The organism is Nocardiopsis sp. CNT312, assembly GCF_000515115.1.
Taxonomy (GTDB): Bacteria; Actinomycetota; Actinomycetes; order Streptosporangiales; family Streptosporangiaceae; genus Nocardiopsis.
In genome coordinates this window covers 46,308-64,699 of sequence record NZ_AZXF01000029.1, presented here as the reverse complement: position 1 = coordinate 64,699, position 18,392 = coordinate 46,308, and the positions used below count along the sequence as shown (strand labels likewise).

The 18,392-nt window shown below is 69.9% G+C and carries 28 protein-coding genes; 20 read left to right on the top strand and 8 right to left on the bottom strand.

All coding sequences use genetic code 11. The features are described 5' to 3' along the window. A partial coding sequence (locus tag B042_RS0114275) for a helix-turn-helix domain-containing protein (RefSeq protein WP_155989097.1) occupies positions 1-234 on the bottom strand: 234 nt, incomplete at its 3' end. A 21-nt stretch (positions 235-255) separates the two neighbouring features. On the opposite strand from B042_RS0114275, the gene B042_RS26575 reads away from it, so the two are divergent. From B042_RS26575 to B042_RS0114255, 4 genes are all read left to right on the top strand, one after another. After that, on the top strand, positions 256-591 hold the full coding sequence (locus B042_RS26575; protein ID WP_231494095.1) for a Scr1 family TA system antitoxin-like transcriptional regulator: 336 nt from the start codon (positions 256-258) through the stop codon (positions 589-591). After that, complete coding sequence (locus B042_RS25090) at positions 588-755, top strand: DUF397 domain-containing protein (protein ID WP_081748792.1); 168 nt, start codon at positions 588-590, stop codon at positions 753-755. Before B042_RS26575 ends, B042_RS25090 begins: the two co-directional genes overlap by 4 nt. A 275-nt stretch (positions 756-1,030) precedes the next feature. Further along, positions 1,031-1,378 (top strand): DUF202 domain-containing protein, encoded by a 348-nt coding sequence (locus B042_RS0114260; RefSeq protein WP_028648867.1) that lies wholly within the window; start codon positions 1,031-1,033, stop codon positions 1,376-1,378. Continuing rightward, the gene (locus B042_RS0114255; protein WP_028648866.1) at positions 1,375-1,743 is read left to right on the top strand and encodes a DUF202 domain-containing protein; all 369 of its coding nucleotides are present in this window, start codon (positions 1,375-1,377) and stop codon (positions 1,741-1,743) included. Before B042_RS0114260 ends, B042_RS0114255 begins: the two co-directional genes overlap by 4 nt. 82 nt (positions 1,744-1,825) lie before the next feature. Here the strand turns inward: B042_RS0114255 and B042_RS0114250 are convergent, their stop codons facing one another. Then, positions 1,826-2,803: an NAD(P)-dependent oxidoreductase gene (locus B042_RS0114250; RefSeq protein WP_028648865.1), complete on the bottom strand. Its 978-nt coding sequence runs from the start codon at positions 2,801-2,803 to the stop codon at positions 1,826-1,828. A gap of 108 nt (positions 2,804-2,911) precedes the next feature. Next, a complete protein-coding gene (locus B042_RS0114245) occupies positions 2,912-3,625 on the bottom strand; it encodes a PIG-L deacetylase family protein (protein WP_028648864.1) in 714 nt (237 codons plus the stop codon). A gap of 586 nt (positions 3,626-4,211) precedes the next feature. Here B042_RS0114245 and B042_RS0114240 point away from each other — a divergent pair. Both B042_RS0114240 and B042_RS0114235 read left to right on the top strand, forming a co-directional pair. Further along, on the top strand, positions 4,212-5,768 hold the full coding sequence (locus B042_RS0114240; protein WP_028648863.1) for a glycosyltransferase family 2 protein: 1,557 nt from the start codon (positions 4,212-4,214) through the stop codon (positions 5,766-5,768). Positions 5,769-5,878: 110 nt separating this feature from the next. Further along, on the top strand, positions 5,879-6,286 hold the full coding sequence (locus B042_RS0114235; protein ID WP_028648862.1) for a DUF3817 domain-containing protein: 408 nt from the start codon (positions 5,879-5,881) through the stop codon (positions 6,284-6,286). On the opposite strand, the gene B042_RS0114230 is transcribed toward B042_RS0114235, so the two are convergent. Together B042_RS0114230 and B042_RS23260 are read right to left on the bottom strand one after the other, a co-directional pair. Beyond that, entirely contained in the window at positions 6,265-7,041 is a 777-nt protein-coding gene (locus B042_RS0114230; protein WP_028648861.1) for an SURF1 family protein, read from the bottom strand. The genes B042_RS0114235 and B042_RS0114230 overlap by 22 nt on opposite strands. A 387-nt stretch (positions 7,042-7,428) precedes the next feature. Then, the gene (locus tag B042_RS23260; RefSeq protein ID WP_051415697.1) at positions 7,429-7,662 is read right to left on the bottom strand and encodes a hypothetical protein; all 234 of its coding nucleotides are present in this window, start codon (positions 7,660-7,662) and stop codon (positions 7,429-7,431) included. A gap of 87 nt (positions 7,663-7,749) precedes the next feature. Between B042_RS23260 and B042_RS0114220 the strand changes: the two genes are divergently transcribed. The 3 genes from B042_RS0114220 (at position 7,750) to B042_RS0114210 (ending at position 9,412) form a co-directional block, all read left to right on the top strand. Further along, entirely contained in the window at positions 7,750-8,217 is a 468-nt protein-coding gene (locus B042_RS0114220; RefSeq protein WP_028648860.1) for a CrcB family protein, read from the top strand. After that, positions 8,214-8,570 (top strand): CrcB family protein, encoded by a 357-nt coding sequence (locus tag B042_RS0114215; RefSeq protein ID WP_028648859.1) that lies wholly within the window; start codon positions 8,214-8,216, stop codon positions 8,568-8,570. Before B042_RS0114220 ends, B042_RS0114215 begins: the two co-directional genes overlap by 4 nt. A gap of 74 nt (positions 8,571-8,644) precedes the next feature. Further along, entirely contained in the window at positions 8,645-9,412 is a 768-nt protein-coding gene (locus B042_RS0114210) for an alpha/beta fold hydrolase (RefSeq protein ID WP_028648858.1), read from the top strand. A gap of 3 nt (positions 9,413-9,415) precedes the next feature. Here the strand turns inward: B042_RS0114210 and B042_RS0114205 are convergent, their stop codons facing one another. Beyond that, positions 9,416-9,820, bottom strand: a complete 405-nt coding sequence (locus tag B042_RS0114205) for a VOC family protein (RefSeq protein WP_028648857.1) — start codon at positions 9,818-9,820, stop codon at positions 9,416-9,418. A gap of 205 nt (positions 9,821-10,025) precedes the next feature. On the opposite strand from B042_RS0114205, the gene B042_RS0114200 reads away from it, so the two are divergent. The 6 genes from B042_RS0114200 to B042_RS0114175 are packed head-to-tail and all read left to right on the top strand — an operon-like array spanning position 10,026 to position 13,022. Next, a complete protein-coding gene (locus B042_RS0114200) occupies positions 10,026-11,003 on the top strand; it encodes an ABC transporter ATP-binding protein (RefSeq protein ID WP_028648856.1) in 978 nt (325 codons plus the stop codon). Continuing rightward, positions 11,000-11,854, top strand: coding sequence for an ABC transporter permease (locus B042_RS0114195; protein WP_028648855.1), 855 nt, complete (start codon positions 11,000-11,002; stop codon positions 11,852-11,854). Before B042_RS0114200 ends, B042_RS0114195 begins: the two co-directional genes overlap by 4 nt. A gap of 58 nt (positions 11,855-11,912) precedes the next feature. After that, positions 11,913-12,125: a helix-turn-helix transcriptional regulator gene (locus tag B042_RS0114190; RefSeq protein WP_369797706.1), complete on the top strand. Its 213-nt coding sequence runs from the start codon at positions 11,913-11,915 to the stop codon at positions 12,123-12,125. 20 nt (positions 12,126-12,145) lie between these two features. Further along, positions 12,146-12,340 (top strand): hypothetical protein, encoded by a 195-nt coding sequence (locus B042_RS0114185; RefSeq protein WP_028648853.1) that lies wholly within the window; start codon positions 12,146-12,148, stop codon positions 12,338-12,340. A gap of 38 nt (positions 12,341-12,378) precedes the next feature. Then, positions 12,379-12,636 (top strand): type II toxin-antitoxin system Phd/YefM family antitoxin, encoded by a 258-nt coding sequence (locus tag B042_RS0114180; protein ID WP_028648852.1) that lies wholly within the window; start codon positions 12,379-12,381, stop codon positions 12,634-12,636. Beyond that, positions 12,621-13,022 (top strand): type II toxin-antitoxin system VapC family toxin, encoded by a 402-nt coding sequence (locus tag B042_RS0114175; RefSeq protein ID WP_036555058.1) that lies wholly within the window; start codon positions 12,621-12,623, stop codon positions 13,020-13,022. Before B042_RS0114180 ends, B042_RS0114175 begins: the two co-directional genes overlap by 16 nt. Before the next feature lie 3 nt (positions 13,023-13,025). Here B042_RS0114175 and B042_RS0114170 read toward each other — a convergent pair whose 3' ends face one another. Then, positions 13,026-13,688: a class II aldolase/adducin family protein gene (locus tag B042_RS0114170; RefSeq protein WP_028648850.1), complete on the bottom strand. Its 663-nt coding sequence runs from the start codon at positions 13,686-13,688 to the stop codon at positions 13,026-13,028. A 246-nt stretch (positions 13,689-13,934) separates the two neighbouring features. Between B042_RS0114170 and B042_RS0114165 the strand changes: the two genes are divergently transcribed. From B042_RS0114165 to B042_RS0114155, 3 genes are all read left to right on the top strand, one after another. Continuing rightward, positions 13,935-15,488, top strand: coding sequence for a GMC family oxidoreductase (locus B042_RS0114165; protein WP_028648849.1), 1,554 nt, complete (start codon positions 13,935-13,937; stop codon positions 15,486-15,488). 352 nt (positions 15,489-15,840) lie between these two features. Next, complete coding sequence (locus tag B042_RS23255) at positions 15,841-16,341, top strand: globin domain-containing protein (RefSeq protein WP_036555055.1); 501 nt, start codon at positions 15,841-15,843, stop codon at positions 16,339-16,341. A gap of 73 nt (positions 16,342-16,414) precedes the next feature. Then, positions 16,415-17,074 carry a pyridoxamine 5'-phosphate oxidase family protein gene (locus B042_RS0114155; RefSeq protein ID WP_028648848.1) on the top strand — a complete coding sequence of 220 codons (660 nt, stop codon included), beginning with the start codon at positions 16,415-16,417 and terminating at the stop codon, positions 17,072-17,074. Between the two features lie 29 nt (positions 17,075-17,103). Here the strand turns inward: B042_RS0114155 and B042_RS0114150 are convergent, their stop codons facing one another. Further along, complete coding sequence (locus B042_RS0114150) at positions 17,104-17,343, bottom strand: hypothetical protein (RefSeq protein WP_028648847.1); 240 nt, start codon at positions 17,341-17,343, stop codon at positions 17,104-17,106. A 354-nt stretch (positions 17,344-17,697) separates the two neighbouring features. On the opposite strand from B042_RS0114150, the gene B042_RS0114145 reads away from it, so the two are divergent. Continuing rightward, positions 17,698-18,054: a type II toxin-antitoxin system RelE/ParE family toxin gene (locus B042_RS0114145; RefSeq protein ID WP_036555052.1), complete on the top strand. Its 357-nt coding sequence runs from the start codon at positions 17,698-17,700 to the stop codon at positions 18,052-18,054. Next, positions 18,051-18,371, top strand: coding sequence for a helix-turn-helix transcriptional regulator (locus B042_RS0114140; protein ID WP_028648845.1), 321 nt, complete (start codon positions 18,051-18,053; stop codon positions 18,369-18,371). The genes B042_RS0114145 and B042_RS0114140 overlap by 4 nt, the downstream gene beginning before the upstream one ends. Positions 18,372-18,392: the final 21 nt, after the last annotated feature.

Genomic DNA, 18,392 nt, shown 5'->3' with positions numbered 1-18,392 from the left:
CACCGGGTCGGTGTCCATCAAGCGCTGTTGGGGGCGGGCCCGGCGGGCCTTGGCGCGTTGGTGGGCGGTGGTGGCCCGGTAGCCGCGCTTGCTGGTGTTGCGGGCCAGCTCGCGGCTGATCACCGACTGGTCCCGGCCGACCAGCCGGGCGATGGCTCGTACGCCTTCTCCTCGCGCGTTGGCGAGCGCGATCTCCTCGCGTTCAGCGAGGGTGAGCATCCGTCGTTCTGGCATGAGCAACCCCTGTGACCTGTGATGTTGCTACGACGGTATGACACCACCAGCGCGTTGACGTGCGTCCCCGGTACGGTGCGTGCCGAACAGGTGGCGCGCCTTCTCTCGTTGACCGACTCTGGTCGCGTCCGCGTCCAGTTGGTTCCCGAGAGTTCCATCCTGATCGGAGTGACTTCCATGCTGTTGATGTTCCATCTGCGTGATGGAGGGAAAGCGGCTGCGAGTGACCATGTTGACGGAGCTACCCTCTGTGAGGACAAGCGGAGCTATGACCGGTTGCATGGGTTGGTGAAACACGCGATGGGCTATGCGCTCCCTCCCGTGCAGTCGCGAAGGATGCTGGAGGAACTACGTTGAGCGACTGGCGCAAGTCGAGCTACTCGACGTCGGGCGGCAACTGCGTCGAAGTTCGGGAACACGGCAACGGCGCCGACGTCAGGGACACCCAGAACAGGGACCAGGGGACCGTCTCGGTATCCGCTGGCGAGTGGGTGTCACTGCTGTCCCTGGTGACCCGCTAGACACGCCGAGAGCCCCCGGCACAGCCCCCGACGCACGCGGAGCCCCTCACTCCGAATGACCGGTGGGGTCCCGCCGCCAACCGGGGTCCACCTGCCGTCGGGGTTCGTTCTGCGGCGAACCTCGGTCGGCCCGCTCCTCGTGCCCGGGGCTTCCCCAGGGCTTGCCGCCTCCTCCGGCGCGACACGTGCACCGGTCCTGTTTGGCGGGCGGGAAGCGTCAGGGCTAGGGTCGGTGACAGGGTGGTCTCCCCCTGTCCAGGAGGAACGGAGCGGCGATGGGCTCTGAGGAATCCGGGAAGGGCGGTCCCGTCGACTACCGCTTCACCCTCGCCAACGAGCGCACCTTCCTGGCGTGGCTGCGCACGGCGCTTGCCCTACTCGCCGGGGCCGTCGCCGTCCTGCACCTGCTGCCGCTCGACTGGGCCCGGGGCCAGCGCACCACGGTGGGCCTGGTCCTCGCGCTCCTGGCCGCCGTCATCGCCGTCTACGCGCCGCTGCGCTGGTACCGCGTGCAGCGGATCATGAGCCGGGGCGGAACCCTGCGCATGGGCCTGCTTCCGGCCGTCGCCGCCTTCGCGATCTTCGCGGTGTGCCTGGTCATCCTCTGGGGCAACCTGCGGTGACCGACGACGGGGAGCGCGATCCGGGCCTGCAACCCGAGCGGACCCTCCTGTCCTGGTACCGGACCCTGCTCCTTGTGCTGGTGGTGGGCGTGCTGTACGTGCGGGGGGAGCTGTCCCCCGGTGACAGCCCTGTACCGGCGGCACCTCCGGCACTGCGGATGGCGGCCCTGACGGGGCTGCTCCTCCTGTGCGCCGTGCTGAGCCTGCACCTCTGGCTCCGGTGGCGGCGCACCGGGCGGGGCACGCGGGACCCCGCGACCGGGCTTCCACCGCTCACCTTGGCCCGGCCGTGGGCGATGGGGGTGCTCAGTGCCGGGGTCCTGGGACTGAGCGCGGTGCTGGCGGCGGGTGCGCTGCTCACCTGACGTGTCGCCAGCGGTGTCAGGCGGTGTGCGCGGCACCCGGTACGGGCGGGACGCACCGGGGGCACCGGAGTGGTCCCGAGGGTCAGGCGGGCACGGGGCGGGCCGCGCGGCGGTGGTCGACGATCGAGTGGATGATGTCGTCGAGGCCGCGCGTGGGCTCGAAGCCGATGAGCCGTTGGGCCAGCGAGGTGTCGGGGTAGCGGCGCTGCATGTCCTCGTACCCCTCTCCGTAGGCCTCCTCGTAGTCCGTGTAGGTGATCACGCTGGTGGAGCCGGTCAGCTCCACCACGCGGTCGGCGAGGCCCTTGATCGAGACCTCCTCGCGTCCGCCGAGGTTGACGGCGCGGTTGTAGGCCTCGGGGGTCTCCATCAGCTTGGGCAGGGCCGGGACGACGTCGAACACCGAACCGAAGCACCGGCGCTGTGTGCCGCTGCCGTACACCGTGACGGGCTCGTCGGCCATGGCCTGGCCGACGAAGCGCGGCACCACCATGCCGTACCGCCCGGTCTGGCGGGGGCCGACCACGTTGAAGAAGCGGGTGATGACGCACGGGACGCCGGATTGGGATCCGTGGACGTAGGCGACGAGTTCGTCCAGCCCCTTGGCGGCGGCGTAGGACCAGCGGCTCTTGGTCGGGGAGCCGTAGATGCGGTCGGCGTCCTCCCGCAGGCCGTCGGTGTCGTTCTTGCCGTACACCTCACTGGTCGAGGCGACCATGTACGGGACCTTGTGCGCGACCGCGGCCTCGACTACGTTCTCCGTCCCGTGCAGGTTGGTCCGCAGGGAGCGCAGGGGGTTGTCGACGATCGTGTGGACACCCACGGCCGCGGCCAGGTGGTAGACGCAGTCGGCCTCGGCGACCAGGCCGTCGACCAGGTCCCGGTCGAGGATGTCCCCGTGTACGAAGGTGAAGCCCGGGGCGTCCAGGACGCCCGCGAGGTTCTCGGTCGTGCCCGTGGACAGGTCGTCCAGGACGGTGACGTGGTGTCCGCGCGCTACGAGGTGGTCGCACAGATGCGAGCCGATGAAACCGGCTCCGCCGGTCACCAGGGTCTTCATGGTTGGAACCCTCCATTAGAGGCGTTGTTCTGTCTGTACTTCACTGGACGGATTGCACACAGGTGACGGGTGGGGACGTGTGCCGATCGTGAGGAGACGCTCCGTCGGTCAGGCCAGGCAGCGCAGGACGTGGAACCCTTCCGCGAGGGGGACACCGGCCTGCATCCCGCGCAGGACGGCGAGGCTGCGCAGGGTGAGGGAAGAGCGGGTGTGCGGGTGCGGATGGCTCTGCGACCCGTAGGTCTCCATCGCCAGGAGTTTGTCCGACAACTCCTTCTCCGACAGTTCGACCAGGAGGTTGGGCGGGGTGACCGCTTCGGTCCGCCACTGGTCGGCGGCCTCTTCGTAGGCGAGCACCAGCCGCGGGTGGTGCCGTGACGCGGCGTTGGAGGGCCGCAGTGCGGTGTGGGCGGCCTCGGCGACCGCGCGGTGGTCCTGGTTGTAGCTCGTGGGGTGGGGGGCGAGGACCACCGTCGGCCGGACGCGTGCGATCGAGATCGGGCTCTCCTGCTCGAACACCTGGGCGAGCCGGAGCCGGCCGGCCAGGTCGAGTCTGAGGTGGAAGTCGTCGCCTGGCAGGGCCATGTGCCAGTCGTCCCACCCGTAGCGCTCGCAGACCTTCTTGATCTCGACGAAGCGCTCCTCCGCCGTGGAGAAGCCCCGGGGGGACCGGTCCGCGGTGTCGCCGACCGTGGCGAACTGGACGAAGACCTCGGCACCCGCGTTCTTGGCCTTGCTGATGAGGCCGCCGCAGCCCAGGGTCTCGTCGTCCGGGTGGGGGGCCAGGACCAGGAGGCGCTCCTGGGACCAGTCAGTGTTCAACATGCTGCTGTCCCATCCTTCGAGGGGGGGTGGTTCGGGGAGTCATGCACCGGGTCCAGGGGTGATCGGTCCGTGTGCGTGAGACGTGCCGGGGCTTCCGTGTGCCGTCTTCCGCCGATACGTGTTGCCTACTTGTGACCCTTGTCCCTTTCGGAGGTTTCATGTAATTTTCTGGTGACCGATGTGGGAGATGTGCTGACCGGTGTATGTGGTTTCACGGGGGCTTCGATCTGTTCTGGTCGTCCCACGTTTCGCGCACCGTTTCGGTGGCGTCGCACTCCGTTCCGAGGGGTGTGGTATGCATCCTTCCTGGAGTCCCCGGTGTCACTGTGTGTCCTGTATTGATGTCAATTCCCACTGATATCGGACACCGCTCTGTCCACTGACACACCTGGTGCCACCGGGTGTCGGCTCAAATATCCTCTAATGGGTACCACTTCCCGCAAGCCCGTGGATACGATTTGCGTGGCCTACATAGGACGCGAAGCCGGGTGAACCGATCCGTGTCGTGAGGCGTCAACCTAACGCCGACCTTACGTTTCATGTCGGTCCGAAAACCGATGCCTTTCGGAAAGGTTCCAAGGCTGTGCGTATCGCGCGTTTTATCGGAGGGTTGGTGGCCGGACTGGTCGCTCTCACCCTGGCGGTCGTGTTCTTCGCCTACTGGCTCGACTTCGCCACCACCACCGCGGAAGGTGCGGGGGGCGGCACACTCGCCTACGTCTTCCTGTGGCTGGCCTTCGGCGCCAACCTGCTGCTGTGGACCGTCATCGGGCTGCTGCGGCTCGGTGAGGACTCGGTCCGGTCCCTGGCCCGCGGACGCGGGGCGGCCGAGTCCGAGCACGAGCGGATCGCCGAGGGGGCCGAGCACGAGCGCGTCCTGGTCGGCGCGGCCCCGGGCGGCGCGTCCGCCGTGGCCGGACTCGGGGCGGAGCCCGGTTCCACGGACCTCCTCGCCCCGCCCGGCGGCGGTGCGCCGGCGGAGGCCGTCGAGCCCGGCCTCCGGCTCGCCGTCATCATCCCGGCCCACAACGAGGAGCCCGTGATCGGCGGCGCCATCGCGTCGGCGCTGCGCCTGTTCGAGCGCAAAGACGTCTACGTCGTCTCCGACTCCTCCAAGGACGCCACCGCCGAGATCGCGGCCGGAACCGGGGTCAACGTGCTGGAATTGCTCACCAACCGCGGGAAGGCCGGCGCGCTGGAGGCGGTGATCGACGAGTTCCAGTTGACCGAAAACTACGACGGCGTGCTCATCCTCGACGCCGACACCGAGCTGGACAGCGGGTACGTGGCGGGGGCCAAGCGCCAGCTGCGTGACCCGGAGGTCGCCGCCGTCGCCGGGTTCGTCGTGTCGGAGTGGAAGCCGCGCGAGCGCTCCTTCATCGGCCGACTGATCTCGGCCTACCGGGACCGCCTCTACTTCATGCTCCAGTACCTCATGCGCTTCGGGCAGACCTGGAAGCGCACCAACACCGCCTTCATCGTGCCCGGCTTCGCCAGCGTCTACCGCAGCAGCGCTCTCCGGGAGATCGAGGTCAATCCCAAGGGGCTGGTGATCGAGGACTTCAACATGACCTTCGAGCTCCAGCGCAAGAGGCTGGGCCGGATCTCGCTGAACCCCGACACCAAGGCCTACAGCCAGGACCCCTTCACGCTCAGGGACTACTACAAGCAGGTGGGACGCTGGACGCTGGGCTTCTGGCAGACGATCCGCCGGCACGGGGTGTGGCCCGGATCGTTCTGGGCGGCCCTGGCCCTGTACGTGGTCGAGGTGGTGCTCGTCTCCGCCGTCCTGCTGGTGACGGCCGCCATCGGCCTGTTCGTCCTGGTGGGCGTGGTCGGCGGGGAGGCGGCCCTGGCATGGCCCTACTACGGCGAGGGGTACACGGCGGTGACGGCCCTCCTGCCGCCGATGGCGATCCTGGTCGGCCTGTTCGTGCCGGACTACGCCCTCACGTGCGTCATGGCGATGGTTCGACGCCGGCCGTCCTACCTGGTGTACGGGTTGTTCTTCTTCCCGGTGCGCCTGATGGACGCCTACCTGTCGCTGCGTATGATCCCCCGTGCCTGGACGGCCAGTTCGGACGGGCGCTGGAGCAGCCCGCTGCGGACGGCGGTCCGCAGCCGGTCGGTGGCGGTGTGATCTCGCTCCACCTGCGGGCACCCCGGAACCGGGCGGTTCCGGGCGGCGTTTAGCCTCGGGAGGGAGCCCCGGACGCCGGGGCCCAGTCTCGTGGATGGGGTGAGGAGAAGGTGGACAGCGCACGCGTGTCGTTCACGCTGTACCGGGTGCTGGCGTACGTGACCGGTGTCTTCCTGCTCGGCCTGACCTTCGTGGCCATGCCGGCGAAGTACTTGGTGGGGGAGACGGCGCGGTTCTCCCTGGCTCCGGCTCCTCCGGGGCTGGAGCACTGGTTCGGCCCCGAGTCCCCGCTGATGCTGTTCATCGCGATGCCGCACGGCTACATCTACATGGTGTACGTGCTCGTCGTGCTGTGGGTCTCGCTCGGCCGCCGCTGGGGTGCGGGCCGTACCCTGGGCGTGGTGCTGGCGGGCACGATCCCGGTGCTCGGTTTCGTGGTCGAGCGCAGGGTGGTCAGGGGTGAGCGGACCGCACGGGAGGCGGACCCCGCCCCGGCTCAGCCCGCCGCGACCGGCTGACCGCCGCCGGTGTCCCGTCCGCTTCCCTCGGAGCGGGTGTCCCTCAGCTCCCGGCGCATGAGCAGTATCCAGAAGGCGAAGGCCGAGACCCCGAACATCGCCCACTGGACGGTGTAACTCGCGCTGCGCCAGTTCACGGTGATCTCGGTGGGCGGTTCGGGCGGGGGGACCGGGGTCAGTGACCCGGTCGCCGGATCCTGCTCGGGAAGGGTGACGTACCCCTCGTAGAGCGGGTAGTCCCACTCGTTGACCAGGATCGACGCCGCGATCCGCTCCACCTGCCCCTCGGGGGTCTCCACGGGGACGACGCCGTCGGCCCCGTCGGGCGGAAGGAGCCACCCGCTGACGGTGACCTGTCCCTCGGGCGCCGCGGCGACGTCCCCGGGCGTCTCGGTCCACCCCCGGTTGACGGCGACGGCCGGTCCGTCGGGGGTGACCAGGGGGAGGACGACGTCGAACCCCCGGACCCCGTTCCGGAGACGCGGCACCAGCAGTTGGGCGCCGGTGTCGTAGGCGCCGGACACCTCGACGGCGGTGTTGGCGAAGGAGCCCGGGTGCATGTACTCGCCGGGCTCCAGGAGCGTGTCGAGGGGCTGGGCGTCGGCGAGGTCCTCGGCCGGGTTGGTGATCACCTCGCGCTCGGGCTCGAAGGCGCTGACGAACTGCCAGTAGGTTCCGGCCGAGCACACGGTGACCACCAGCAGGGCCATCAGGTGCAGGCCGAGCCAGCGGGGACTGAGCAGCGGTGGTCTCACCGGACCAGGCTATGCGCGGCCTCGGAGCGGTGGCCCATGACCCCTGGTTGACACTGGAGCCGGGGGCTTGGCCCGAGGGGGAAACAGGAATGACAATCACTTTAAGTAAGTCACTGTGACTGAGGGTTGTTAATCGGGGGGTGTCTGGGTAGTGTCTCTATCAACGCGGGAGGACAGAGTCGCTCCCGTGGAACGGACCTTCAAGGCCGCGACTCCAGGGGGGAGGAGTCGCTGGCCGCTTCCCAGAGCGAGGGCCGTCTCCGTACTTTGAGGGGGGATGCGGGGGCGGCCCTCGCCACCTTTGTGTGGGTGGCCCGTGGGCGGTTCAGCGGGGGTTCCCCGGCTTCTGCGCAGGCTGTCGGTGCCTCTCCCCGAGCAGGTGCCGGATCACGTGTTCTTCTCCTCGGCACGCAACTTTGACCAGCCTTCGTAGCCCCACGTCCGGGAGAGGCCGGCGAAGCGTTCGAGCGCCGCGTGCTCCCTGGGCGCGGTGTCCGCCTCCGCCCCCGTTCGGGCACCGGAGATCCTCATGGCGGCGCGCAGGACCCGCTCGCCGATACCGATCCGGATCGGGCCCGTCGCGTCCTTCCGGCTATCGGGTGTGCCTAGGGACACTGCCATGGTGCCGGGCCGGCTGGACCCTGGGGAGGGATACGTGCCGCGGCGGTGGGATTAGAATCCCCGTGTCCGGCGACAGGGAGGGCGGACATGGAGCGCCAGGAGGACGGGCTGCCCGTCGACAGCGACATCGACGTGCGCGTCCCCCGGCAGCGCCGCGAACTCGACCGCGCCCCGTGGCGCGTGCTCGCCGCGATCTCGCTCGGCGGGGCGCTCGGTGCGGTCGCCCGGCACGGGGCCGACACCGCACTGCCCGGGGGCGGCTTCGCCGTCTCCACTCTGTTCGTCAACGTCACCGGCTGCCTGCTCATCGGTGTCCTCATGGTGGTGGTCGCCGATGTCCTGCCGCACTTGACCCTGCTCCGCCCCTTCCTGGGGGTCGGGTTCCTCGGCGGCTACACGACCTTCTCGACGCACATCGCCGACGCCCAGGGCCTGCTCACCGCCGGGCAGGCCGCGATGGCACTGCTCTTCCTGGCGGCCAACCTGGTCGGCGGGCTGACCGCGGCCTGGGCCGGGGTCGCCCTGACCGAGCGCCTGTCCGGGCGGCGCGGATGACCCTGCTCATGGTGGCGATCGGCGGTGCCCTGGGCGCGCCCCTGCGCTATCTCACCGATCGGTTCGTCCAGACGCACCACGACTCGGTGTTCCCCTGGGGGACACACGCGGCCAACGCGATCGCCTGCCTGCTCCTCGGGTCCGTCACGGTCCTGGCCCTCCCCGCGTGGGCCTATGCCCTGGTCGCGACCGGGTTCCTCGGGGCCCTGTCCACCTACTCCACGTTCGGGTACGAGACCCTGCGGCTCATGCGGCGCGAGACCTGGTTCCTGGCGGTCGCCAACGTCCTGGCCTCCGTGGGCGCGGGTCTGGGCGGGGCGTTCGTCGGCGCGGCCGTCGCCGCCGGCCTCTGAGGCGGTCCGCTGCCCTGCTGGAGGGTCCGGGCGGTCTGGGGATAACCTGGCCTCTGTCGACCCGGAGGTTCTCCTTGGCCCTTGTCCCGCTCCAGTACCGCCTCGACGGTCCGCGGCACGCGCCCGTCGTACTCCTCGTCCCGCCCTTCGGCACGACGATGTCGGTGTGGGACCCCCAACTGCCCGTGCTGACCGGTCGGCGGCGGGTCTTGCGGATCGACCACCGGGGGCACGGTGCCTCCCCCGCCCCGAAGGGGCCCTATACGGTCGAGGAACTGGCGCTCGACCTCCTCCACCTGCTGGAGGAGCACGGGTTCTCCCGGGTCTGCGCGGTCGGTGCCGGGCTCGGCGCTTCGCTGCTGGTGTGGATCGCCGCCAACGCGCCGCGTACGCTGGACCGACTCGTGCTGATCGCCGCCGCCCCGCGCACACCGGAGTCCCACGACTGGGGTCGTGTCGCGGCCGAGGTCCGTGCCTCCGGTACCGCCGCCGTCGCGGACGAGGTCGTGCTGCCCTGGTTCACCCCAGGCATGGCGGAGCGCCGACCGGAGGTGGTGGAGGGCTTCACCGAGGGGGTCGGCGCGCTCGACCCCGGGGCGTTCGCGTCCATCTGCGACGCCGTCGCCGATATGGACCAGCGCCACCTGGTGCCGGCGGTGCGCTCGCCGACCCTCGTGGTGTCGGCGGCGCACGACCCGCTGCTGCCGCCGGGGCACGGCCGCAGGCTGGCCGACGGGATCGGTGACAGCCGGTTCGAGGTGGTCGACGGCGCTGCGCACCTGGTGGGGGTGGAGCGCCCCGAGCGGGTCTCCGAACTGCTGGCGGAGTACCTCGTCCGCTGACGCTCAGCCGAGGTCGGGGACCAAGGGTCGACTGATCTCCACCAGGTATCCGTCGGGGTCGCGGAAGTGGGCGGCCCGAATGCCCCACGCGGTCCAGTCCCTGGGGTCCAGGACCTGCCGTGCCCCGTTCGCCGTCAGCTTGGCCGCGGTCTCGTCGACGTCGTCGACCTCGAAGACCACCGCGATCCGGTCCTGGTGGGGGAGTTCGGGGTCGGCCATGTCGGTCTCCAGGGCCTCGGCCATCACCTCGCGCTGGTTGAGGGCCAGGCGCGTGCCGGAACCGACGTCGAACTCGGCGTAGCGGCTGGCGGTGTCCCCCCGGAGGACGGGGAGCCCGAGGGTCTCGGAGTAGAAGTGGAAGCACGCCTCGTAGTCGTTGACGAGGAGTCGGATGTAGCTGCAGCGCATGGAGCCTCCTGGCGGTCGCGTCCGGTGTCGGTCGGATCCCTACCCGTTCACCGGAACCATCGCCCCTTCCGGTCCCGTGCGCTCGGCGACGCGCCGAAGGGTTGGGACTGGATATGTCCGGATGCGGCCATATTGTTACTGTACTTCTCTGTGTAGTACATCTACTATCGATCGCAGTGGAACGACCACAGAAAGAGGGAGGGATATGACGGACGCATCAGCCGCACCGGCCTTCAGAGCCGTGGCGCAGGCGTCGGGAGAACCGGCGGACACCGTGATCCGGGTCAGCGGGCTGCGGATGGCCTACGGCACCACCGAGGTGCTCAAGGGCGTGGACTTCACCGCGGCCCGGGGCGAGGTCGTCGCCCTGCTCGGACCCAACGGCGCGGGCAAGACCACCACCGTCGAGATCCTGGAGGGCTTCCGCGGGCGCTCCGGGGGAGAGGTGGAGGTCCTCGGTGCCGACCCCGCCCGGGGCGGAGAGGACTGGCGTGCCGGGATCGGCGTGGTCCTCCAGTCCTGGCGGGACCACGGCCGCTGGAAGGTACGCGACCTCCTGCACCACTTCGGCCGCTTCTACGCCCCCTACTCCACCCCCGGCCACGTCCGGCCGTATGGGACCGACGCGCTACTGGAGCGGGTCGGCCTCGCCGAGCACGCGGACCGGCGGGTCAACAAGCTGTCCGGGGGCCAGCGGCGCCGCCTGGACGTGGCGATCGGTGTCGTGGGCCGCCCCAGGGTCCTCTTCCTGGACGAGCCGACCGCCGGCTTCGACCCCGAGGCGCGCCGCGACTTCCACGCCCTCGTGCACGACATCGTCGACCAGGACGACACCACGGTCCTGCTGACCACGCACGACCTGGACGAGGCGGAGAAGCTCGCCGACCGGATCCTGCTCCTGGCCGGCGGCACCATCGTCGCCGACGGCAGCGTCGAACAGTTGTCGGGCCTGGTCGAGCAGGACAGTGAGGTTTCCTGGCGGGTCGGGGGAAGGCGGCACGTGCACACCACCGCCCACCCGGCCCGCCACGTCGCCGAACTGTACGAGAAGCACGGCGCGGACCTGGCCGACCTCCGGGTCAGCAGGGCCTCGCTGGAGGACGTCTACGTGGAACTGGTCCGAAGCCACGAGTCCGGTGACGCGGACCTGGCCGCCCGCGAGTTCGTGAAGGGGATTCGGTGAAGAACACCAGAGGCAACGCGGTCCGTGCGGGGCTCTCCCGGGGGCTCCTGGAGTTCCGGGGGACCTTCACCAACGCCATGGACCTGTTCGGCTACCTGTACCTGCCCGCCGTGTTCATCGTCGTGGGGGTCTTCCTCGCGGGTGAGCAGGTCGGCGACGCGCCCGTCGCCTACGGGGCGGTCTCCTACTCCGGTGGCGTGGCGCTCATCCTGATCATGCTGGGGACGATGAGTGTCGCCCAGGTGCTGGCGGCCGAACGCGAGGACGGCACGTTCCTGCGGGCCAAGGCCCTGCCGCACGGGATAATCGGCTACGGTGCCGCCAAGATCACTCATCTGGTGCTCATGTCACTGGTGGCGGTCATGCTCATGGTGGTGCCGGGACTGTTCGTCGTGGAGGGCTTCGGCCCCCGGGGCTGGGGTGCCGCGGCCACGCTCGTGTGGGTCTGCCTCCTGGGCCTGCTGGCCATGGCACCGATCGGGGCGATCGCCGGAGCCCTGATCGGCAACCCCAGGTTCGTGGGGCTGATGATGATCCCGATCATGGCCCTGGTCACGCTCTCCGGGGTCCTGTTCCCCATGGAACTGCTGCCGGACTGGGCGCTGACCGCCGCACAGGTGCTGCCCGTCTACTGGCTGGGCCTCGGCGTGCGTGCGGGAACCCTGCCCGTCGACTACGCCGCGCTCGAACTCGCCGGGTCCTGGCAGTTGCCCGTGGTGGCGGCGGTCCTGGCCGCCTGGGCGGTGGTTGGGTGCCTGGTGGCTCCCGTCGTGCTGCGGCGCATGGCCCGCCGTGAGTCGGGGTCGCGGGTCCAGGCGGCCAAGGAGAGGGCGATGAAGCGTGCCTACTGACGACGGCGGAGGGGGCGCGGGCCGCAAGGGGCGGTCCTCGGTCGGCAACAGCGAGGCGATCTACAACCGGATCGCGGTGCTGCGAGTCGAGCGGGGCGTGTCCCGCCGCGAGCTCTCCGAGGCGCTCGGCGTGCACTACCAGACGGTCGGCTACCTGGAGCGGGGCGAGTACAGCCCCAGTCTCCACCTGGCGCTGCGCATCGCCCGCTACTTCGAGGTGCCCGTGGAGGTGGTGTTCTCCACGGTCCCCTTCCCCCGCATAGGCCAGTGACCGCTCCTGAGGAACCGTTCATGCCCGTGATGTGGCTGATCTACATGGCGCGCACCGCGGTTCCCGCGCTCTACCTGGCCTGGACGCAGCCCGACGAGGTTCCCGACGACGAGGGCGAGTGGGGCCGGGCGGCCGTGCGGAGGCGGGTGGGCCCGCCCAGCCGTAGGTGTCGCACCGAGAGCCGGGAGACGGGCGAGTTCTCCGTTCTCCTGTGAGACCGAGAAAAATCTGATAGTCAGATATCATGGTGTGCATGCGTACGATCACCGCGACCGAGGCCGCGAGAAAGTTCTCGGATCTCCTGGACGCCATCGAGAGCGGCGAACGGGTGACCATCACGCGGGGCAGGACCCCGATCGCCCTGATCGGCCCCGCCCCTCGCTACACGGGTGCGGACCTGCGTGCGGCCCTGGAGAGAGCCGAACCGCTGGACGACGAGTTCGAAAGCGATGTGCTCAAAGCCAGGGCCGTGATGGACGACGAGGTAAGGAACCCGTGGGACGACGCCTGATACTCGATACCAACATCCTGATCTCCTATGAGCGGGATGCTCTGGACCGATCCCTGTTCGACCAAGACGAACTCGCCATCGCGGCCGTCACCGTGGCCGAGTTCCGTGCGGGGATCGAACTCACCGATACCGTGAAGCGAGCGGCGGCGCGTTCTCGTGCGCTGGCGGAGATCCTCACCTACATGGAAGTGCTCGATTACACGGAGGCCACGGCCGTGCACCACTCCAGGCTGATCGCACACACGATCGCTGGTGGGCGCAAGCGCGGTGCTCTGGACCTCATGGTGGCCGCGCACGCCGCCCAGACCGGGCGGACCGTCGTGAGCCGCGACGCCAAGGTGCGCTTCGGCGACCTCCCCGGCGTCCTGGCCACGGGCGTCGAGTAGGCCCTAGAAGATGTCCGGGCCCGCCCAGCCGTAGGTGTCGCGCACGCGTACCCGCGCCAGCTCGTCCTCCGACAGCACCCGGGGCTCGCCGAACTGCCGGGCCCTCAGGTAGGTGGCGCTGAGCCAGTCCAGCAGGCGCAGGTTCTCCAGCGCGTGCGCCAGGCCCCGGCCCAGGGCCACTCCGCCGTGGTTGGCCAGCAGCGCGGCGTCGCGCCCCTTGAGGGCCTTGGCCGCCTGGTCGGAGATCTCGCCGGTGCCGTAGGTGGCGTAGGGGGTCACCGCGATCACCCCGCCGAGGGCGGCGGCCCTGTGGTGCACCGGCGGCAGCTCCACCAGTACGGACGAGGCGGCGACGGTGTCGGCGGTGAAGGCGTTGACCACGGCCGTGACATCGCGTCCGTACTCGGCCGCACCGCGGTGCACGGCCAGGTGCAGGGTGGCCTCCGCGGCCGGGTCGCGGCGCCCCTCCAGTACGCGCTCGTCGAGGGACATGACCGGGCAGTCCACGGGCTGGAGCTGGTCGAGGGCGGCACCGTGGGGGGTGATCACCACGAGGTCCCCGTTGCGGACGCTGACGGTGCCCGCCTCTCCCGGTGCGGAGCCGGCGGAGGCAGCGAGGTTGCGGGCGGTCAGGCAGACGTCACGGCGTTCCTGCTCAAGCAGCATGTGTTCCTCGGAAAGGCGGTCGTCGCGGTCCTGGAACCGCAGCGGAGACTGTCCGTTGAGGTCGGGGCGTGCGGGCGGTCAAGCCGGACGGGCCAGCTTAGGCATACCTAAATGTACGCCACCTAACCGTTGTGTGTCGCCCCGCCCCGGAAAGTCGTCCGCGCGGACCCTCCCCGTGCCGCCCGCACGCGGATACGGTCGCCCTGGGGCGGAGCGCGCCCCGGGGACCGAACGGGAGGAGTCGGAGTGACGGAGACCACGTACGACTACGTGATCGTCGGCGGGGGTACCGCCGGGTCGGTGATCGCCGCCAGGCTCAGTGAGGACCCCGCGACCACCGTCTGCGTCATCGAGGGCGGGCCCGACGACCGCGACCACCCGAACGTGATCCGCCTTCGCGACTGGATGAGCGTCCTCGGCGGTGACCTCGACCTGAAGTACACCACCACCGAACAGCCGCGCGGCAACTCCCACATCGTCCACTCGCGGGCCCGGGTGCTCGGCGGCTGTTCCTCCCACAACACCCTCATCGGGTTCCGGCCCTTCGCGGAGGACCTCGACACGTGGGTCGCCCTGGGCGCGCAGGGCTGGGACAACGCCACGGTGCAGTCCTACGCCGACCGGATCAGGTGCGACATCGTGCCGGTCGCCCGCCAGCACCGCAACGCCATGGTCGCGGACTGGGTGGCCGCGGCATCGGCGGCCACGGGCGTCCCGGTCGTCGAGGACTTCAACGCCCTGACCTCGCACGGTGGCGGGTTCTCCGGAGGGGCGGGCTTCCTGTCCGTCGCCTACGACCCCTACACCGGCCACCGGTCCTCGGCCTCCACCGCCTACCTGCACCCCGTGATGGGTGTGCGCGAGAACCTCACCGTGATGCTGGAGACCTGGGCCGACCGGATCGTGTTCGACGGCGACCGGGCCACCGGCGTCAGCGCCGCCACCGCGTCCGGCGGGCGCGTCACCGTGCACGCCCGCGAGGAGGTCGTCCTCGCCGCCGGAGCCGTCGACAGTCCCCGGTTGCTCCTGCTCTCCGGGGTCGGCGATGCCGGGGAACTGCGTTCGGTCGGCATCGACCCCCGTCACGACCTGCCGGGGGTCGGGGAGAACCTGCTCGACCACCCCGAGTCGATCATCATGTGGGAAACCGTGCGGCCGGTGCCCCCGGAGACGGTCATGGACTCCGACGCGGCCCTGTTCGTGCGGCGCGACGCCTCCGATCCGCGCCCGGACCTGATGTTCCACCTGTACCAACTGGCCTTCGACGACCACACCCGGCGGCTGGGCCATGACACACCGCCCGAGGGGCACGCGGTGTGCATGACCCCGAACGTCCCCCGGGCGCGCTCACGCGGCAGGCTCTTCCTGACCAGTGCCGATCCCGCGGTACCGCCGGCGCTGGACTTCCGCTACTTCACCGATCCCGACGGCTACGACGAGCGCACGGTCGTCGACGGCCTCAGGATCGCCCGAGAGGTGGCCGCCACGGAGCCGTTCCGCTCCTGGATCAGGCGCGAGGTCGCTCCGGGGCCCGGTGTCCGGACCGACGAGGAGCTGTCGGAGTACGGCCGCAGCGTGGCGCACACCGTCTACCACCCGGCCGGCACCTGCAGGATGGGCGCGGCCGACGACCCGGCGGCGGTGGTCGATCCCCGGCTGCGCGTGCGCGGCCTGCGCGGCCTGCGTGTCGCCGACGCCTCAGTGTTCCCCGCCCTGCCCACGCCGAACCCGATGGTGACGGTTCTGGCGCTGGGCGAGCGCGCTGCCGACCTCATCCGCGCCGACCGCGACCGGCCCTGACGGCCTTCCGGGCGGTGCTGCTGATCCGTCCCCACCGTGACCACGATGAGTGTGTGCCAGAGGGTGACCTCTGTTACAGTACGACCGCTGTATGTGACAGGTAGGTGTGATGCGGACTCCAACCCCTCCACGGCGACTCCGTAGGTGCCGTCGCTGCGGCGGCCTCCGGTTGCGCGATCTCGTGGACCGGGGTCCGGTGAACCTGCCGTCTCCCAGCGGGGCCCGGTGACGACGACGTGCCGACAGCCCTTGCACTTCCTTCCTCCAGCACCTCCGCCACGAGCGGTGCGTACGGTCGCTCGTTCCCCCGACGGTCCGGTGCCCCTCTGCTCACCGACCCACCTGGAACCCCATGCCTCCCCGATCGCTCAGCAGTGTCCCCCTCCCCGACCGGTCGGCCATCGAGGCGGTCCGCGTCTCCTGCTCGGCGCTGCCAGCCGGGTCGACCCTCCTGGCCGAACGCTTCTACCAGAACCTCTTCGAGATGGCCCCGGACCTGCGGAGCATGTTCGCCGAGAACCTGCACCCGCAGCACAAGCGCATGGCCGACGCCCTCCTCCAGGTCGCCCACTACCTGGACACCCCGGACGACCTCGCACGCCAACTGCGCGTACTGGGCGCCCAGCACCGGCGGGAGTACGGGGTCGAGCCCAGGCACTACCCCTACGTGGGTCGCGCACTGATCCGTGCGGTCAGTGAAATCTCGCCGACGTGGTCGTCCTCGATGAGCTCCTCGTGGGTGCTCGTCTACGAGTGGATCACCGCCACCATGCTGGCCGGAGCCGAGGAGTCCGAACAGAGGGCGTCCGGAGCCGGCCCCAGCCACGCCCGGCCCGCGCGGTCCTCCCGCTGACCGCGTGCCACGCATCGCCCCACGCAGTCTTCCCGATCCCGTAGCCCCTTCCCCGACGCCACGAGGAATCCCCATGACGCGACAGGACCGGCCCGTTCCCGGAACGGAGGGCGAGCGCTACGTACAGGCGGCGCTCGGCAGTACCGACCGCGCCGACCGCTTCTACCGGGACCAGATGCTCGACCATCTGAACCCGCGTATGCGCGAGTTCATCGCCCGGCAGGAGATGCTGTTCATCGCCACTTCCGACGGCAGGGGCGAGTGCGACTCCAGTTTCCGGGCGGGACCGCAGGGTTTCGTCCACGTCATCGACGAGTACAGCGTCGCCTACCCGGAGTTCCGGGGCAACGGCGTCCACGCCAGCCTCGGCAACATCACGGAGAACCCGCACGTCGGGCTGATGTTCCTCGACTTCACCCGTGACCGGATCGGTCTGCACGTCAACGGGCGGGCCAGACTGGTGGAGGACGAGCGGATCCGCGAGGACGTCCCGGGGCTCCCCCCGCCCCAGGTGCCAGGGCAGCGGGCGCTGATCTGGACCCTGGTCCGGGTCGAGGAGGCCTACATCCACTGCCGCAAGCACATCCCCCACCTGCGCAAGGCCGGGCAGGACGAGGACTGGGGAACCGACGACGTCAAGAGCAAGGGCGGCGACTTCTTCGAGGCCAAGCGGGCGCCGGGCCCCTGGGCGGAGCCGCTGCGGGGTGAGCCCGTCGGACGCGCCTGCCCGTGAGGGGCTCCGGGCGCGCGGCCCGGGCCCCTTCAGGGGCGGGGGCGCTCGTAGCGCAGGCGGCGGCCCACCCAGTACACGTTCACGCACGCGCCGATGAGGCCCGCCGCCAGCAGGACGGTCAGCCAGGGCTCACGGGCCCAGACGAGGGCCGCGACCGTCCCGGCCAGCAGTACCAGGGCACCGAACACCGCCAGGACCAGCCGGAATCCCAGAGCGCTCGCCGGGCGCTCGTGGCTGCCCAGGGGTCCCTTCAGCCGTCCGCGTCGCATGGTCTCCGCCCCCTCGCATCGTCTCCCACTGTTCTACCGGTCCACGCTCTCCCCCTACCCAGCGGGTGAGCGGGTGAGCGGGGGTCCGCTGGGAGCCGGGGCGCCGGACGGGCGCGGGGGTGCCGTGCGGCGCCCCCGCGCGGGTACTACACGCCGTCCATGAGGGCGGGCAGGGCGGACTCGTAGGCGGTGCGCAGCTCGGCCAGCGGCACCTCCACGGACCCGGCCGGGTGCGTGTATGCCAGGACTTTTCTCGGAGAATCACATAGAGAACACCGTGTGTTGCTTAATAATATTCTTAAGTAAGAGTACTCTGGGGCTTGGAGGACGCCATTGGGGTCGTGGCAGATTCTCATGACCGAGGACGTTGCGGAGTTCCTGGACGTGCTCCACAGAGAGGACAGAAAGTCCCACACACTCGTCAATCAAGCGATCCTGGTCTTGGAACGCAACGGTCCGGCTGAAGGTCGCCCACTGGTGGACACCGTGGTCGGCTCGGCCATCGCCAACCTCAAGGAACTGCGTCCTGGATCCTCGGCCGGAACCGAGGTGCGTGTGCTGTTCGCCTTCGACCCGTGGCGTTCGGCGATCCTGTTGGTGGCGGGAGACAAGTCAGGGTCCTGGAAGACATGGTACCGAGCGGCGATACCGCGAGCGGAACAGCTCTATGAGATCTACCTGCAGGAACGGCGGGAAGAGGTGGGCGGATGAGTGGCTACCGTGACTGGCGGGGCAGCGGTCACCTGGAACGGGCGATCGAGACCGCTGGAGGAGAACAGGCATTCGAGGAGGCTGTGGCGCGACTCCTCGACGGGGCGAGGGCATGGCGACTGGTCGAAATGCGCAAGCGCCGAGGATTGGGCCAAGCGCAGGTTGCGCAGCGGATGGGTGTCTCCGTTGCCCGAGTGTCCCAGATCGAGGCCGGGGACCTCTCCACACGCGATGTCTTGGACCGCTACGTCTCGGCTTTGGGTGGGACCCTGGTCATCGTTGCGGACTTCGGTGACGAGCAGTTGAAAGTCGGTTGATACCCGCGCGGGGGTGCCGTG

Coding starts and splice junctions, on each gene's coding strand:
- B042_RS0114150 (WP_028648847.1), bottom strand. CDS start 17,343: ATGCGACGCGGACGGCTGAAGGGACCCCTGGGCAGCCACGAGCGCCCG.
- B042_RS0114145 (WP_036555052.1), top strand. CDS start 17,698: ATGACCGAGGACGTTGCGGAGTTCCTGGACGTGCTCCACAGAGAGGAC.
- B042_RS0114180 (WP_028648852.1), top strand. CDS start 12,379: ATGCGTACGATCACCGCGACCGAGGCCGCGAGAAAGTTCTCGGATCTC.
- B042_RS23260 (WP_051415697.1), bottom strand. CDS start 7,662: ATGGCAGTGTCCCTAGGCACACCCGATAGCCGGAAGGACGCGACGGGC.
- B042_RS23255 (WP_036555055.1), top strand. CDS start 15,841: ATGCCTCCCCGATCGCTCAGCAGTGTCCCCCTCCCCGACCGGTCGGCC.
- B042_RS0114260 (WP_028648867.1), top strand. CDS start 1,031: ATGGGCTCTGAGGAATCCGGGAAGGGCGGTCCCGTCGACTACCGCTTC.
- B042_RS0114185 (WP_028648853.1), top strand. CDS start 12,146: ATGCCCGTGATGTGGCTGATCTACATGGCGCGCACCGCGGTTCCCGCG.
- B042_RS0114170 (WP_028648850.1), bottom strand. CDS start 13,688: ATGCTGCTTGAGCAGGAACGCCGTGACGTCTGCCTGACCGCCCGCAAC.
- B042_RS0114200 (WP_028648856.1), top strand. CDS start 10,026: ATGACGGACGCATCAGCCGCACCGGCCTTCAGAGCCGTGGCGCAGGCG.
- B042_RS0114205 (WP_028648857.1), bottom strand. CDS start 9,820: ATGCGCTGCAGCTACATCCGACTCCTCGTCAACGACTACGAGGCGTGC.
- B042_RS0114215 (WP_028648859.1), top strand. CDS start 8,214: ATGACCCTGCTCATGGTGGCGATCGGCGGTGCCCTGGGCGCGCCCCTG.
- B042_RS26575 (WP_231494095.1), top strand. CDS start 256: ATGTTGCTACGACGGTATGACACCACCAGCGCGTTGACGTGCGTCCCC.
- B042_RS0114250 (WP_028648865.1), bottom strand. CDS start 2,803: ATGAAGACCCTGGTGACCGGCGGAGCCGGTTTCATCGGCTCGCATCTG.
- B042_RS0114220 (WP_028648860.1), top strand. CDS start 7,750: ATGGAGCGCCAGGAGGACGGGCTGCCCGTCGACAGCGACATCGACGTG.
- B042_RS0114140 (WP_028648845.1), top strand. CDS start 18,051: ATGAGTGGCTACCGTGACTGGCGGGGCAGCGGTCACCTGGAACGGGCG.
- B042_RS0114155 (WP_028648848.1), top strand. CDS start 16,415: ATGACGCGACAGGACCGGCCCGTTCCCGGAACGGAGGGCGAGCGCTAC.